At 60.0% G+C, this 14,732-nt stretch carries 11 protein-coding genes and 2 pseudogenes; 4 read left to right on the top strand and 9 right to left on the bottom strand.

Annotation, left to right across the window (positions count from 1 at the left end):
* Positions 1-75: 75 nt before the first annotated feature.
* Complete coding sequence (gene dgt / locus CE636_RS19675) at positions 76-1,590, bottom strand: dGTPase (protein WP_017900649.1); 1,515 nt, start codon at positions 1,588-1,590, stop codon at positions 76-78.
* Positions 1,591-1,673: 83 nt separating this feature from the next.
* Here dgt and mtnN point away from each other — a divergent pair, with 83 nt between their 5' ends.
* The 3 genes from mtnN to CE636_RS19660 are packed head-to-tail and all read left to right on the top strand — an operon-like array spanning position 1,674 to position 3,828.
* On the top strand, positions 1,674-2,372 hold the full coding sequence (mtnN, locus tag CE636_RS19670; protein WP_004204440.1) for a 5'-methylthioadenosine/S-adenosylhomocysteine nucleosidase: 699 nt from the start codon (positions 1,674-1,676) through the stop codon (positions 2,370-2,372).
* Positions 2,365-3,165, top strand: a complete 801-nt coding sequence (btuF, locus tag CE636_RS19665) for a vitamin B12 ABC transporter substrate-binding protein BtuF (RefSeq protein ID WP_004204438.1) — start codon at positions 2,365-2,367, stop codon at positions 3,163-3,165. Before mtnN ends, btuF begins: the two co-directional genes overlap by 8 nt.
* A 36-nt stretch (positions 3,166-3,201) precedes the next feature.
* The gene (locus CE636_RS19660; protein WP_004204437.1) at positions 3,202-3,828 is read left to right on the top strand and encodes a TRIC cation channel family protein; all 627 of its coding nucleotides are present in this window, start codon (positions 3,202-3,204) and stop codon (positions 3,826-3,828) included.
* Positions 3,829-3,909: 81 nt separating this feature from the next.
* Here CE636_RS19660 and erpA read toward each other — a convergent pair whose 3' ends face one another.
* Together erpA and clcA are read right to left on the bottom strand one after the other, a co-directional pair.
* Positions 3,910-4,254, bottom strand: a complete 345-nt coding sequence (erpA, locus tag CE636_RS19655) for an iron-sulfur cluster insertion protein ErpA (protein WP_002889275.1) — start codon at positions 4,252-4,254, stop codon at positions 3,910-3,912.
* A gap of 81 nt (positions 4,255-4,335) precedes the next feature.
* Entirely contained in the window at positions 4,336-5,754 is a 1,419-nt protein-coding gene (clcA, locus tag CE636_RS19650) for a H(+)/Cl(-) exchange transporter ClcA (protein ID WP_004204436.1), read from the bottom strand.
* 180 nt (positions 5,755-5,934) lie between these two features.
* On the opposite strand from clcA, the gene hemL reads away from it, so the two are divergent.
* Positions 5,935-7,215 carry a glutamate-1-semialdehyde 2,1-aminomutase gene (gene hemL, locus CE636_RS19645; protein ID WP_017900647.1) on the top strand — a complete coding sequence of 427 codons (1,281 nt, stop codon included), beginning with the start codon at positions 5,935-5,937 and terminating at the stop codon, positions 7,213-7,215.
* Between the two features lie 174 nt (positions 7,216-7,389).
* On the opposite strand, the gene fhuB is transcribed toward hemL, so the two are convergent.
* The 6 genes and pseudogenes from fhuB to CE636_RS19615 all read right to left on the bottom strand — a co-directional run.
* Positions 7,390-9,372 carry a Fe(3+)-hydroxamate ABC transporter permease FhuB gene (fhuB, locus tag CE636_RS19640; RefSeq protein WP_004204433.1) on the bottom strand — a complete coding sequence of 661 codons (1,983 nt, stop codon included), beginning with the start codon at positions 9,370-9,372 and terminating at the stop codon, positions 7,390-7,392.
* On the bottom strand, positions 9,369-10,259 hold the full coding sequence (fhuD, locus tag CE636_RS19635) for a Fe(3+)-hydroxamate ABC transporter substrate-binding protein FhuD (protein WP_004204432.1): 891 nt from the start codon (positions 10,257-10,259) through the stop codon (positions 9,369-9,371). Before fhuD ends, fhuB begins: the two co-directional genes overlap by 4 nt.
* Positions 10,259-11,056 carry a Fe3+-hydroxamate ABC transporter ATP-binding protein FhuC gene (fhuC, locus tag CE636_RS19630; RefSeq protein WP_004204431.1) on the bottom strand — a complete coding sequence of 266 codons (798 nt, stop codon included), beginning with the start codon at positions 11,054-11,056 and terminating at the stop codon, positions 10,259-10,261. Before fhuC ends, fhuD begins: the two co-directional genes overlap by 1 nt.
* A 45-nt stretch (positions 11,057-11,101) precedes the next feature.
* A pseudogene (gene fhuA, locus CE636_RS19625) lies at positions 11,102-12,928 on the bottom strand (ferrichrome porin FhuA); the annotation flags it as partial.
* Positions 12,929-12,938: 10 nt separating this feature from the next.
* Positions 12,939-14,107 (bottom strand): IS3-like element ISEc52 family transposase gene (locus CE636_RS19620; RefSeq protein WP_085929673.1). Its coding sequence is split into 2 segments (ribosomal slippage): positions 12,939-13,858 and positions 13,858-14,107, totalling 1,170 coding nucleotides; the frame shifts between segments, so codons are not numbered across the junction.
* A gap of 73 nt (positions 14,108-14,180) precedes the next feature.
* A pseudogene (locus CE636_RS19615) lies at positions 14,181-14,561 on the bottom strand (TonB-dependent receptor plug domain-containing protein); the annotation flags it as partial.
* Positions 14,562-14,732: the final 171 nt, after the last annotated feature.

Below are 14,732 nucleotides of genomic sequence, written 5' to 3'. Positions count from 1 at the left end.
TTTATAGCGCTAAGTTCCGGAATTAAGTTTCTGGAAAAAGTAAAAATTTATTGTCCATCTTTACAAAACTCCAGCTTATTCCACCGCCATTAGCCGCCGATATTCATCCCACGCATACAAATCCGTCATCCCGCTGATATAATCCTGAATCAGACGGCAGCGATAATAGTATTCCATCAGCGCAAATTCAGGCGCCGTGCGCGCCAGCTTATTTACCGCTTCCACATAGGCCAGCCGGTGGCGGGTTGATAGTTTCTGATACAGCCGGGAGGCAATGGGTAAACGCCGTACCCGCTCCTGCGCCACTAATTCGCTGAAATCCTCGAGCGATAATTTCAGCAGCGGCTGATAGATATCCAGCAGGCCACTGATCACCCGGTAGCCCTGCAATTCCAGCTGCTCGACATCCGGATGGCTAAACACCTGTTTCATCGCCACATTTTTATAAAGCTCCAGCAGCTGACTGCAATCGCTGTCGTCCTCGAGCAGCGCATGATTAAAGTCGCCCGTAAAGATGGCCGGCAGGTTGTCAATAAATCGGCGCGCCGCGTAGGGCACCAGCTTATTCAGCGTGTTCACCCGCAAATACATAAAAAACTGATCTTCCGCGCTCTGTTTCAGGGAATTGGCTCGTGATTTCTCCCAGGCATTTTCCACTACCTGTGAGAATAACGATCCTTTTTCATGGCTGCCCCAGGCGTCGTAAAGATGCTGATAAAGCTGCTCAGCGCTGAAAATACGTTTTTCCACCGCGTCCTCGAGATCCGCGACGCAATATGAGATGTCATCCGCGGCTTCCATAATCCAGGTTAATGGGAACCGATTGTAAGGCGCCAGATCCAGTTCTTTACGCAGGCGCGCCACATACTCCTCTTCGGCTAAATAGTAGCCAGGCTTTTTCATTAAATAGCTGTGGCTGGCTGGCGTCGCCTCGGACCACCACGCCGGCCGAGTATATTTCAGAATACAGCCGACCTGCGCCCAGGTCAGATTCATGCGCATCAGCGTATGGACCAGACGAATGCCCTGGGCGTTGCCCTCAAAGCTGCAGAGATCCTGGCGCACTTTGCGGCGCAGCGCGTTAAGCGACGTTTCCCCTTCATGCAAGCGTAATGCCTGCACTTCACAGCGATCGTCGGTCAGCGGCTGCCCGAGCGCATCGCCGGGCGCCAGACGCTGGCGGAACCAGTCGTTAATCGCCGCCTCGCCAAAATGGCCAAACGGGGGATTGCCGATATCGTGCATCAGGCAGGCCATCTCCACCACGCTCTCGAATGGCCCGGTCAGCTCTTCCAGGCCATACTCTTCCAGCAGCCTCAGCTCTTTCAGCCGGCTCAGCACCTCTTTGGCGATATAGCGTCCCACCTGCTGCACCTCCAGCGAGTGGGTCAGGCGGGTACGCACCGCCGCGTTGCGCTCCAGCGGGAAGACCTGAGTTTTTTGCTGTAAGCGACGGATTGCCGGCGAGTTGACGATCCGTCCCCGATCGCTTTCGAAGATCCGCAGGATGTCGCGCTCCGTCTCGACACGCGGCGGCGAACGGAAGCGTCGACGCCAGTTTATCTTGTTGCGAAAATCAATCTTTGCCATAGCCTCTCCCGCGCGAGCAATACGCTTCCCCTTAAGCGCATGATAGACTATGCAACTAAACCTGACACATCGCGAGTAAATCTATGAAAATTGGCATTATTGGCGCTATGGAAGAGGAAGTTACCCTTCTGCGCGACAAAATCGAAAACCGCCAGACTATCACTATTGGCGGGAGCGAAATCTATACCGGCCAACTTCACGGCGTTGACGTCGCGCTGCTGAAGTCTGGTATCGGGAAAGTGGCCGCGGCGATGGGCGCGACCCTGCTGCTGGAGCGCTGCCAGCCTGACGTGATCATTAATACCGGCTCTGCCGGCGGCCTGGCGCCGACGCTGAAGGTCGGCGATATCGTCGTCTCCGATGAAGCGCGCTACCACGACGCCGACGTCACCGCCTTCGGCTATGAGTACGGCCAGTTGCCTGGCTGTCCGGCCGGCTTTAAAGCGGACGAAAAACTGGTGGCCGCGGCGGAGAGCTGCATTAACGCGTTAGATCTCAATGCCGTTCGCGGCCTGATCGTCAGCGGTGATGCCTTCATTAACGGCTCTGTCGGTCTGGCGAAGATCCGCCATAATTTCCCGCAGGCGATCGCTGTGGAAATGGAAGCGACCGCCATCGCTCACGTCTGCCATAACTTTAAGGTTCCTTTCGTGGTGGTTCGCGCCATCTCCGATGTGGCCGACCAGCAGTCTCACCTCAGCTTTGAGGAGTTCCTTGCGGTCGCCGCCAGACAGTCCACCCTGATGGTGGAGAATCTGGTACAGAACCTGGCACGTGGCTAAGTCGCTCTCCTTCGCGCTTGCCGCGCTGCTGTTACTCGCCCCGGCGTGGCTGCTGGCCGCGCCGCGGGTGATCACCCTCTCCCCCGCCAATACCGAACTGGCCTTTGCCGCCGGGATCACGCCGGTCGGCGTCAGCAGCTATTCCGATTATCCGCCGCAGGCCAAAACGATTGAGCAGGTTGCCAGCTGGCAGGGAATGAACCTGGAGCGCATCGTAGCGCTCAAGCCAGACCTGGTGCTGGCCTGGCGCGGGGGCAATGCCGAACGTCAGGTTAACCAGCTGCAGTCGCTGGGGATCCACGTCCTCTGGGTGCAGACTTCGACCATCGAAGAGATCATCGCCACCCTGCGTCAGCTGGCGCAGTGGAGTCCACAGCCGGAAAAAGCACAGCAGGCAGCGCAGGCGATGCAGCAGGAATACGATGCGCTGAAAGCGCGCTATGCCAGCGCGCCGAAGAAACGCGTCTTCCTGCAGTTCGGTTCCGCACCGCTATTCACCAGCGGCCCCGGCTCAATTCAGGATCAAGTGCTGAGGCTGTGCGGCGGCGAGAATATCTTTGCCGCCAGCCGCGTTCCCTGGCCGCAGGTGAGCCGCGAACAGGTGCTGGCCCGTCAGCCGCAGGCGATTGTGGTGACCGGCGACGCCAGCCGCATCGCCGAAGCGCAGCGCTTTTGGCAACATCAGCTCACCATTTCGTTGATTGCGTTACACAGCGACTGGTTTGAACGCGCAAGCCCACGTATTATCCTCGCCGCCAAACAACTTTGTGCGGCGCTCGACCAGGTAAAATAACCATCCGGCATACCGGATGTTCAGTGGGAATCTACAATGCTTGTCTATTGGCTGGATATTATTGGCACAGCTGTCTTCGCGATCTCCGGCGTTCTGCTGGCGGGGAAGTTGCGTATGGACCCATTCGGCGTGCTGGTGTTAGGCGTGGTGACGGCCGTGGGCGGCGGTACCATCCGCGATATGGCGCTGGCGAATGGCCCGGTATTCTGGGTCAAAGATCCCACCGATCTGGTGGTGGCGATGGTCACCAGCATGCTGACCATCCTGCTGGTCCGCCAGCCGCGCCGGCTGCCGAAATGGATCCTGCCCGTTCTTGATGCCGTCGGTCTGGCGGTGTTTGTCGGCATCGGGGTGAATAAAGCGTTTCTCGCCGGCAGCGGCCCGCTGGTCGCGGTGTGCATGGGCGTGGTGACCGGCGTTGGCGGCGGGATAATCCGCGACGTGCTGGCGCGCGAAATTCCTATGATTCTGCGCACCGAGATCTACGCCACCGCCTGTATTGTGGGCGGCATTGTCCACGCCACCGCGCACGACACCTTTCATCTCCCGCTGGAGAATTCGGCGATGATGGGGATGGTGGTGACCCTGGTGATTCGTCTGGCGGCGATCCGCTGGCACCTGAAGCTGCCGACGTTTGCGCTGGACGATAACGGACGGTCATAAAAGCAAAACGGTAACCTGAGGTTACCGTTTTTAACGTTGGCGCCCTCTCGCAGAAGGGGAAGACGCCCGGTCGCACTCGCTTTATACGCTGAACGAGGATCCGCAGCCGCAGGTGCTTTTCGCGTTCGGGTTGGTCACGATAAAGCGCGAACCTTCCAGCCCTTCGGTATAGTCGACAGAGCCGCCGACCAGATACTGCAGGCTCATCGGGTCAACCACCAGGCCGACACCCTGTTTCTCAATGGTCATATCCCCTTCGTTCACCTGATCGTCGAAGGTGAAGCCATACTGGAAACCGCTGCAACCGCCGCCGGTAATATACACGCGCAGTTTCAGGTTCGGATTATCTTCATCCGCAATCAGGTGTTTTACTTTATTGGCTGCGGCTTCGGTAAACTCCAGCGGCAACGCTACGTCATCACTCATTTTTTGCTCCCATTGATACTTCCGGCCGGTTAAAGAATAACCGGGCCTTTTGAGCCATTATCTAATACCCTGGTAAATCGTTCAAGTATTCTCCCGGGGCGCCTGCTGCGCTTTTGCCGCCTGCTCGGCCTCCTGCTTCGCCAGAGTACGTTGCAGAATGGTCGAATACAAAGGCTTACCGCCGAGGAATTGCGCCAGTAGTGTTGCGCCAAGGCAGGTAATAATCATTGGCAAAATGAGCTGATAGTTATCGGTCATCTCCAGCACCAGCACAATCCCGGTCAGCGGCGCGCGCACCGAGGCGGCGAGCAGCGCGCCCATGCCGGCGATAGCGAAGGTGCCGGCATCGAGATGGTAGGACGGAAACAGCGGAATAGCCGCCATGCCGAACGCCGTGCCCAGCAGCGTGCCGAGCGCCAGCATCGGGGCGAAGATGCCCCCCGGCGCGCCGGAGGAGAAGCAGATCAGCGTGGTCACCACGCGGGCAATAAAGATAAACAGCAGCAAACCGACGGAGAAGTTACCGGCGGCGGCGATGGGGATCAGGTTAAAGCCACCGCCCACCGCGGAGGGCTGCATCAGCCCCAGCAGACCGCAAAGCCCGCCGATGATCCCGCCCATTAACACCCATTTTTTGATGTTGCCGCCGTGAATGCGCTGGAACAGATCCTGGGTGCGCAGCACCAGAAAATTAAACAGCGGGCCGAAGCAGCCAAACAGCATCCCCAGCACCAGGTACAGCCACAGAGTGTTCACCGGGGCATTGCTCAGCTTGCCCACCTCTATAATTGCCGCCTCGCCGTTAAAAATGCGAAACACAATGCTCGACATGATCACGCCGGTAAATACCGCTTTAATGGAGATCAGGTTGTAGCGGAACTGCGGGCGCATCTCTTCGATGATAAACAGGATACCAGCCAGCGGCGCGTTAAAAGCCGCTGAGAGACCCGATGCCGCGCCGGTCGCCAGCAGCGTGTGCCGCGCTTCCGGACTGCGCATGCGGAAAATATCCAACACCATGCGCCCAATGTTGCCGCCAAGCTGCACCATCGGCCCTTCGCGTCCCAGCACCATTCCGGCGCCCAGGGTCCCCATGCCGCCGATGAATTTTACCGGCAGCACGCGCCACCAGCGCACCGGCCGCAGCTCCTCCAGCGCCCCTTCGATCTCCGGGATCCCCGATCCGCCAGCCTCCGGCGCAAAGCGGCGCACGAGGAAATAGCCGACCATCGCCAGCAGCGCCGACAAGATAAACGCCAGCGGCCAGACCAGATACCAATGGTCCGCTACCTGCGCCAGCGCGCCGATCCGCTGGTTCTGCACCCAGTTCACGCTCTTTTCAAACGCCACGCCCACCAGCCCGGCCAGCGTGCCGACCACCGCCGCCATAAACAGCACCGCCAGCGGCGTTTTATCGCGCTGAATTAAGCGGCGCACCGCATCGCCGCGACGCACCCGCACGAACTGATGTGCTTCAAAAGAGGGAGTTTCTGCTTTCATGCCGTTATCAATTATTGGTAATACAAATGAAGAGAGAGGCATTTTAGCCGCCCCGGCGCGCTGCGTCGTCAAAAAAATGCCCTTGCGGCACATTGTTTCAATTGGGCAAAACTTTCATAACCATCCTGGAATAACTTAGAATAGCCGATAAAACATTTTTCACGAACCAGGACCCTGGCCATGAGCAAATCTGAAAATCTGTACCATGCTGCGCGCGAACTGATCCCCGGCGGCGTTAACTCGCCGGTGCGCGCCTTTACCGGCGTCGGCGGCACCCCGCTGTTTATCGAACGCGCGGATGGCGCTTACCTCTATGACGTGGATGGAAAGGCCTATATCGATTATGTCGGCTCGTGGGGTCCGATGGTGCTGGGCCACAACCATCCGGCGATCCGCAACGCGGTGATCGAGGCGGCGTCACGCGGCCTGAGCTTTGGCGCGCCGACCGAAATGGAAGTGAAAATGGCGGCGCTAGTGACCGAGCTGGTACCGACCATGGATATGGTGCGGATGGTGAACTCCGGTACCGAAGCCACCATGAGCGCGATTCGCCTGGCGCGCGGCTTCACCGGCCGCGACAAGATCATCAAGTTCGAAGGTTGCTACCACGGCCATGCCGACTGCCTGCTGGTGAAAGCCGGTTCCGGCGCGCTGACCCTCGGCCAGCCGAACTCGCCGGGCGTGCCGGCTGATTTCGCCAAACACACCCTGACCTGCACCTATAACGACCTCGCCTCGGTGCGCGCGGCGTTCGAGCAATATCCACAGGATATCGCCTGCATCATCGTCGAGCCGGTCGCCGGGAATATGAACTGCATTCCGCCGCAGCCGGAGTTCCTGCCGGGCCTGCGCGCGCTGTGCGACGAATTTGGCGCCCTGCTGATCATCGACGAAGTGATGACCGGCTTCCGCGTGGCGCTGGCGGGCGCGCAGGCTTATTACGGCGTGGAGCCGGATCTGACCTGTCTCGGGAAAATCATCGGCGGCGGGATGCCGGTAGGCGCTTTCGGCGGCCGTCGCGAGGTGATGGACGCTCTGGCCCCCACCGGCCCGGTTTATCAGGCCGGTACCCTCTCCGGTAACCCGATCGCCATGGCCGCCGGCTTCGCCTGCTTAAGCGAAGTGGCGCAGCCGGGCGTACATGAAACCCTCACCGAGCTGACCAACCAGCTGGCGCAAGGTCTGCTTGATGCGGCGCGTGACGCCGGGATCCCGCTGGTGGTCAATAACGTCGGCGGCATGTTCGGCATCTTCTTTACCGATGCCGAAACTGTCACCTGCTATCAGGATGTGGTGAAGTGCGATGTCGAACGCTTCAAGCGCTTCTTCCATCTGATGCTGGAGGAAGGCGTGTACCTGGCGCCGTCAGCATTTGAGGCTGGCTTTATGTCCGTGGCCCACAGCGAAGAAGATATCGACAATACCATCGACGCCGCGCGTCGGGTGTTTGCCAAACTGTAAGCTCCCTGCATGCCGGGTGACGCTCCGCTTACCCGGCCTACCAAACCCGCAATGGCACGGACCGTAGGTCGGGTAAGGCGTTAGCCGCTACCCAACAAAAAAACGGCACCGTGCGGTAGCCCGGATAAAGCGCAACGCGCCGCTATCCGGGATCTTTCGCGCTAACGCCACGCGTTAGCGGCTCTGCTTTCTCAGCAAATAGATAAAGTACGGCGCGCCGATAAAGGTTGATAACAGCCCCGCCGGGATCTGGTAGGGAAACATGATCATTCGTCCACACCAGTCGGCGAAGACCAGCAGCAGCCCGCCAGTCAGCCCGGAGATCACCATATGCGGCAGCGTGCGCCGGAAGCCCATCATCCGTGCGATATGCGGCGCCATCAGCCCGACGAAGCTCAGCGGGCCGATGGTCAGCGTCGCCGCCGCCGTCAGGCAGGCCGCCAGCAGCAGCAGAACAATCCGCGATGAGGTCAGCGCCATGCCCACCGCTCGCGCCGCCTCCCCGCCCAGCGGCAGGATGGTCAGCCAACGGCGACAGAGCGGCGCCAGCGCCAGCAGGAGCAGCATCACCGCGCCGCTGCGGACCACCCTCTCCGGCGTCGCGCTGTAGGTCGACCCTGAGATCCACGTCAGGATCTGCGCCATGCGCGGATCGCCGCTGGCCTGCAGCATCATCAGCAGCATGGTGAAGGCGGTACTGAGCGCCATCCCCGCCAGCAGCATCCGATGCGGCGAAAAGCCGCCGCGCCCGGCGGCCAGCATAATGATCAGCAAGGTGCCGGCCGCGCCAAGGCTCCCGGCCGGCAGCAGCCAGCCAAAGGCGTCGCCAGGGACGAAGAACAGCATCAGCACCACGCCAAAGGCGGCGCCGGAGCTGATGCCCAGCACTTCCGGACTGGCCATCGGGTTGCCGGTCAGGCGCTGGATAATACAGCCGGCGACCGCCAGCATCACCCCGGCGAACAGCGCCGACAGCACTCGCGGCCAGCGCCAGGGCAGCAGTTGCTCCAGCAGATCGCCGTGAGCCCACAGCCAACCGTGGGCATCGCGACCAAAGGCCAGCGCCACGCTCACCGCCAGCAGCAGCAACGCGACGCCCCCGAGAACAAACCCTTGCACGTGATAGCGCTCAGGCTGCACGTTATCGCCGCCGTTCATCACCGGAGCGCTGATGCTGCGCAGCCGCGGCAGCAGCCACAGCAGCAGCGGCGCGCCAATCAGGGCGGTGACCGAGCCGGTGGAGACTTCCCGCCATACCCTGCTCAGCCAGAGGATCACCTGATCTGAAAGCCACAGGAGCAGCGCGCCGATCAGCGCCGCCAGCAGCAGCCGGGCCAGCAGTCGACGGGCGCCGAGCATTTTCGCCAGCAGCGGCGCGAACAGGCCGATAAAGCCGATAATCCCGACCGCGTTGACCAGCAGCGCGCTCATCACGATCGCCAGCGTCAGGGCGCCGAGGCGCGCCAGAGACAACGCCAGCCCAAGGTTGCGCGCCACTCCGTCATCGAGCCCCATCAGGGTCAGCGGACGCAGCAGCAGCAGCGTGAGTACTGCGCCGCCCAGCAGCTGCGGCCACAGGCGCTGCGCCACGCTCCAGTCGGTTTGCGTCAGCGTCCCGGTGCTCCACAAGAACATACTCTGCAGCTGGTCGTGATGGAAAATCACCATCAGCTGGTTAAGCGCCCCGCAGTAGAGGCTGACCACCAGGCCCGCCAGGATCAGCGTTACCGGCGACAGGCGCTTGCCCCAGGAGACGCCAAACACCAGCGCTCCCACCAGACAGGCTCCGGCCAGCGCGGCAAACTGCGACGCCAGCACGCCGGGGATGGCCCACAGCGTAGTGACTGTGATCCCCAACTGCGCGCCGGTGGCGACGCCAAGGGTGGTTGGCTCCGCCAGCGGATTGCGCAGCACCTGCTGGAACAGTACGCCGACCAGTCCCAGCCCGGCCCCCACCAGCAGTGAAACGGCCACCCGCGGCAGCAGGCTGTAATGAAACAGCATCTGGGCAATCCGATCGCTATCCGGCTGCCACAGCGCCTGCCGCCATTGCGCATAGGGCAAGGCGACATTGAGATTGACGATGCTCAACGCGAAGGCGGCAACCAGCAGCCCGGCCAGCAGGATAATGGCTAACGGTGAAATACGCCTATTCATGCCGGATTCCCCTGGGCCTCGGCCAGCACGCGGGCAAAATGCATCGCCGACAGCGTCGCGCCATAGAACCACACCGCCGGAACGCGCTGGAAGCGCCCCGCGCGCACGAACGGCATCGCCTGCCACAGCGGGGTCGCCAGCAGTTGGGTCATCTCCCGCTCGTTACCATGATCGAAACAGATCACATCGGCCTCGTTAAACGCCGCCAGCCGGTCGATGCCAACGCTGACGCTGCCCCAGAACGCCGCTTCGCCGCGCCAGGCGTTTTTGATGCCAAAGCGATCGAGCACTTCCTGGAACAGGCAGTTTTCGCCAAAAACCAGTACATGGCGCGGATCGAGCAGGGAGATCATCAACAGCGGACGGTCGCCGCGCCCGGCAAAACGCGGCTTCAGGCTCGCCATCAGCGCCTCAAACTCCGCCAGGTGGTGCTGAGCCTGTTGTGTTTTGCCCAGCAGGTCAGCCATCTCCAGAAGCGAGCGCTGAGCCATCGCCAGCGGACGTTTGCCATCGCTGAAGGTAAATCCGCGGCCGGGGGCGATACGCGCCAGCTTCTCCGGCGACGGGCCGTAGCCTGCCGACCAGACGATAAATGACGGTTTCATCTGCGTCAGCAGTTCAAGATTGGGTTCGGTACGCAAACCGACATCGATCACCGAGTCGGGCAGCGCGGGTTCGTTCACCCACAGGCGATAGTTGGGGATATCGGCCACGCCGTAAGGCGTGACGCCCAGCGCCAGCAGCAGCTCCGCCGGCAGCCACTCCAGGGCGACCACGCGCTGCGGGTCAACGTTCGCCGCCTGCGCGCCGCGCATCTGCCACAGCAGCGGCGAGAGCGCCATCGCGGTCAGCAGGCGGCGTCGGGTTATCTGAGTCGGGGTCATCATCAATAGACAAAGCTTACCGGCGCCGCGCCGGCCGGGTGCGGCAGGATCCCCATCGGGATGCCGTAGATTTGTTCCAGGGTGTCGCTGCGCATCAGTTCCGCCGGCGTCCCCTGGGCGATCATTTCTCCGCCGCGCAGGGCCACCAGATAGTCGCAGTAGCGGGCCGCCATATTAATGTCGTGCAGGACGGCGATCACCGTCAGGCCGCGCTGCTGACTGAGACGATGCACCAGCGCGAGGACATCAACCTGATGGGCGATATCCAGCGCCGAGGTGGGTTCATCGAGCAGCAGACAGCGGCTATCCTGCGCCACCAGCATGGCGATCCACGCCCGCTGGCGTTCGCCGCCGGAGAGGCTGTCCACCAGGCGATGGGCGAGCGGCTTCAGTCCCACCAGCGCAATCGCCTCTTCCACTTTCTCGCGGTCCGCCGCGCCAAAGCGACCCAGCGCGCCGTGCCACGGGTAGCGGCCGATGGCCACCAGCTCACGCACCGTCATACCCTCGGCCGGCGGCAGCTGCTGGGGCAGATAGGCCACTTTGCGGGCAAAGGCTTTGCTGCCCCAGCTCTCCAGCGGCTGCCCGTCCAGCAGCACATCGCCTGCGGAAGGCGGCTGATGACGGCCAAGCATTTTCAGTAACGTCGACTTGCCGGAGCCATTATGACCGATCAGGCCTGTGACTTTTCCAGCCGGGAAGGTGAGCGAGAGCGGATGGAGCAACGTGCGGCCAGGCACACGGAAAGTGACGCGATCCAACGCGAAGGTGGTTTCTGCGTGCGGAGTCTGTTCCTGCATAGCGATAACCTGATAAAGGGCGCGGCGAACCGCGCCCGTAGGTGGTTAGAAACGGAAGGTGGCGGTGGCGACGACCTGACGTCCGGCCCCCCAGTAGCAAGCGTATTCGCTGTAGCAACTGGAGACATATTCGCGGTCGAACAGGTTGTTGACGTTGACGCCGACCGACGATCCCGGCAGGCCAAAGCGCGCCAGATCGTATTTCACCGTCGCATCCATCAGCGCATAACCGGCCACACTAAAGGAATCATTTTTCTTACCGGTGCTGGTGTCATTTTTGTAGTAGCTGACCGTTGAACCGATATAGCGCGCCCCGGCCCCAATCGTCAGACCGCTGAGCGCGGTTTCGTGGAAGGTATAATCTGCCCACAGGGAGGCCATATTACGCGGCACTTCCGCCGGACGTTTGCCGTTGAACACCGTATCGTGAGTGTATTCCGCATCGGTATAGCTGTAGGCTGCGGTCAGGTTGATATTGGCGTTAACTGCCGCTTTCGCCTCCAGCTCAAGGCCGCGGGAGCGGATCTCGCCGGTCTGGATGCTGAACGCCTGGTTAGCCGGATCCGCCGTCAGGTTCTTGTCTTTGGTCAGCTGATAGACCGCCGCGGTGACCACCACCGGCATATCTTTCGGCACATATTTCACGCCGGCTTCATACTGCTTACCGCGCGACGGATCGAACGGCTTGCCGCTGCTGCTGGAGCCCGATACCGGTTCAAACGATTCGCTGTAGCTGAAGTACGGAGAGATACCGTTATCGAACAGGTAGTTGATGCCGCCGCGCCAGCTGAACTGCTGGTCGTGGTTCTCCGCCAGGCTGTTGGTGGCGCGGGTTAACGTTGAGGTGGTGGCGTAGTCGTAACGACCGCCCAGGGTCATGACCCACTTATCCCACTCCATCTGATCCTGCGCGTACAGGCCGGTCTGTTCCATCCGGTTGAGCACCGCGTACGGGAAGGTAACCTGAATATTCGGGTTGCCGTACTGCGGATTATTCATGCTGATAGGATCCGCCGTCCCGTAGTCGGCATCCACATCATTACGCATCCGCGAGTAGTCCACGCCGGTCAGCAGCGTATGGCTGACCGCGCCGGTGGCGAAATCAGACTGCAGCTGGGTATCGACGGTAAAGGTGTTCAGGTGCTCGTCGGAGCGCACATAGGCGCGATTCATGTAGCCCGGCGCGACATAGCCATTGCCGTACACCGAGCGATACAGGGTATCGACCTCGGCATAGCGCAGGTTCTGCCGCACGGTGAAGGTGTCATCGAACTGATGGGAGAAGCTGTAACCCACCATCTTCTGGCGGCGGGAGATTTTATTATCCGCCTCGCCTTCGTTGAAATCGGTTGGCAGCTTGTGCGCCTTACCATTGGCGTCGTAATACGGCACCACGGTGCCTTCACGCGGCAGCCAGCCGTAGTAGCCCGCATCCGGGTCATTCTGGAAGTTGCTCAGGAAAGTGAAGTCGGTTTTATCGTCCGGACGCCAGCTAAAGGAGGGCGCCACCGCGTAGCGGGTCGATTTCGCCATCTGCTGCTGGGCATCCTGGCTGCGGCCCAGGCCGGTCAGGCGGTAAGACCAGACGCCGGCATCATCAATGGCGTCGCTGAAGTCAAACCCGGTCTGCCACAGATTGTCGGTGCCCATCTTAAACTGCACTTCTTTCAGCGGCTCGGTGGTCGGGCGTTTGCTGACCATGCTGACGATACCGCCCGGGTTGCTGTTGCCGTACAGCACCGAGGTTGGCCCGCGCATCACTTCCACGCGCTCCAGGAAGTAAGGATCCATGGAGACTTCAGAGTAGTTATTCCCCTGCAGCTTCATGCCGTCCAGATACTGGTTGGTGTTGACGGTCGTCGAGGTGGTGAAGCTGAAGTGGTCAACAAAAACTGGCCACCGCGTTAGAGTTTTTCCAGTATCGGTTTTCTGATTCGTTTGGCGGTAACCCACCATTATATTCGTGCGGTCTTAGTGCGCTGTAATATCCAACGATATAGTCCGTTATTGCGTGAGCTGCATCGCTGAAGCTTACATAGCCCGTCGCCGGCACCCATTCGTTCTTCAGACTCCTGAAGAAGCGCTCCATTGGGCTGTTATCCCAGCAGTTTCCACGCCGACTCATACTCTGCCTGATCCGGTATCGCCACAGTAACTGCCGGAACTGCCTGCTCGTATAATGGCTGCCTTGATCGCTGTGGAACATCACCCCGACGGGCTTACCACGGGTTTCCCATGCCATTTCCAGTGCTTTCATGGTGAGCCTGCTGTCCGGCGAGAACGACATGGCCCAGCCCACTGGTTTTCTTGCGAACAGGTCGAGAACAACGGCGAGGTACGCCCAGCGCTTACCCGTCCAGATATAGGTCACATCACCGCACCACACCTGATTTGGTTCCGTTACGGCGAACTGTCGCTCAAGATGATTCGGGATAGCAACGTGCTCATGACCGCCACGCTTATACCGGTGAGTCGGCTGCTGGCAACTGACCAGCCCCAGCTCTTTCATGAGTCTGCCAGCAAGCCAGCGCCCCATCTGGTAACCTCTCTGGGTTGCCATTGTGGCGATGCTTCTTGCTCCGGCAGAGCCGTGGCTGATGCCATGCAGTTCAAGTACCTGACTGCGTAATACAGCCCGTCTGCCGTCTGGCTTTTCAGGACGGTTTTTCCAGTATTTGTAGCTGCTGCGATGAACCCCGAACACATGGCAGAGAGTGGCCACAGGATAACGCGCCCTGAGTTTCCCGATTATCGAGAACTGTTCAGGGAGTCTGACATCAAGAGCGCGGTAGCCTTTTTTAATATTTCATTTTCCATTTCAATACGTTGTAGCTTTTTCCTGAGCTCACGGATTTCAATTTGTTCCGGGGTAATGGGGGAGGCTTTTGGTGTTTTGCCCTGCCGTTCATCACGTAATTGTTTCACCCATCGCGTCATTGTGGAAAGGCCGACATCCATAGCGCTGGCTGCATCTGCCACGGTGTAGTTCTGGTCAACGACCAGTTGAGCGGATTCGCGTTTAAACTCTGCGCTGAAATTTCTTTTTTTCATTATGACACCTGTGTTGTTCTGAGGTGAGCATATCACCTCTGTTCAGGTGGCCAAATTCAGTAAACCACTTCAAGCCGCGAATGGTGACCACGTCATAGGTGGTCGAACTGCCGCGGGTGGAGAAGACGCTTGGCGTATAGGAGAGCGCCTCTTTTACCGTCGTCGGCTGGCGCATCTCCATCTCCTGGCGCGTCACCACCGACACAGACTGCGGCGTTTTTTCAATCGGGGTATCGGTTTTCGTCGCCGTGGCGGAGCGTTTCGCCGCGATGGTCGGCGCCGGTCCCCAGGCGCTTTCCTGGGCGGCCGGAGCGGCAACGACGGTGATGGTTTCTTCTTGCTTCGGTTGTTCTGCTGCCTGTGCATAGACAGACATGCCGCTAACCGCCGTGGCTACTACAGCTGCGACTTTACGCAGCGAGTGATTTGGCTGAGCAGTTTTTGGACGCGCCATGGGTATATCTCTGATGAAAGTGAATGATAACGTAAACGAGAATTATTATTATGACGGGCGATATAATAGGCGAAACGTCGAAGGCAAGGCAAGCGATATGCCTGTCGCTGCGGGTTGAAGGCTGAATTAATAACCAGATAGTTATTATGGAGTTAAAGAGCCGTTAACTTT

It is taken from the genome of Klebsiella sp. LY, assembly GCF_004010915.1.
Taxonomy (GTDB): domain Bacteria; phylum Pseudomonadota; class Gammaproteobacteria; order Enterobacterales; family Enterobacteriaceae; genus Klebsiella; species Klebsiella quasipneumoniae.
The sequence above is the reverse complement of the archived record's forward strand: the minus strand, read 5'-3'. Positions and strand labels throughout refer to the sequence as shown.

Excerpts from the sequence above, each read along its gene's own strand:
- dgt (WP_017900649.1), bottom strand. The coding sequence starts at position 1,590 with ATGGCAAAGATTGATTTTCGCAACAAGATAAACTGGCGTCGACGCTTC.
- mtnN (WP_004204440.1), top strand. The coding sequence starts at position 1,674 with ATGAAAATTGGCATTATTGGCGCTATGGAAGAGGAAGTTACCCTTCTG.
- CE636_RS19660 (WP_004204437.1), top strand. The coding sequence starts at position 3,202 with ATGCTTGTCTATTGGCTGGATATTATTGGCACAGCTGTCTTCGCGATC.
- erpA (WP_002889275.1), bottom strand. The coding sequence starts at position 4,254 with ATGAGTGATGACGTAGCGTTGCCGCTGGAGTTTACCGAAGCCGCAGCC.
- clcA (WP_004204436.1), bottom strand. The coding sequence starts at position 5,754 with ATGAAAGCAGAAACTCCCTCTTTTGAAGCACATCAGTTCGTGCGGGTG.
- hemL (WP_017900647.1), top strand. The coding sequence starts at position 5,935 with ATGAGCAAATCTGAAAATCTGTACCATGCTGCGCGCGAACTGATCCCC.
- fhuB (WP_004204433.1), bottom strand. The coding sequence starts at position 9,372 with ATGAATAGGCGTATTTCACCGTTAGCCATTATCCTGCTGGCCGGGCTG.
- fhuD (WP_004204432.1), bottom strand. The coding sequence starts at position 10,259 with ATGATGACCCCGACTCAGATAACCCGACGCCGCCTGCTGACCGCGATG.
- fhuC (WP_004204431.1), bottom strand. The coding sequence starts at position 11,056 with ATGCAGGAACAGACTCCGCACGCAGAAACCACCTTCGCGTTGGATCGC.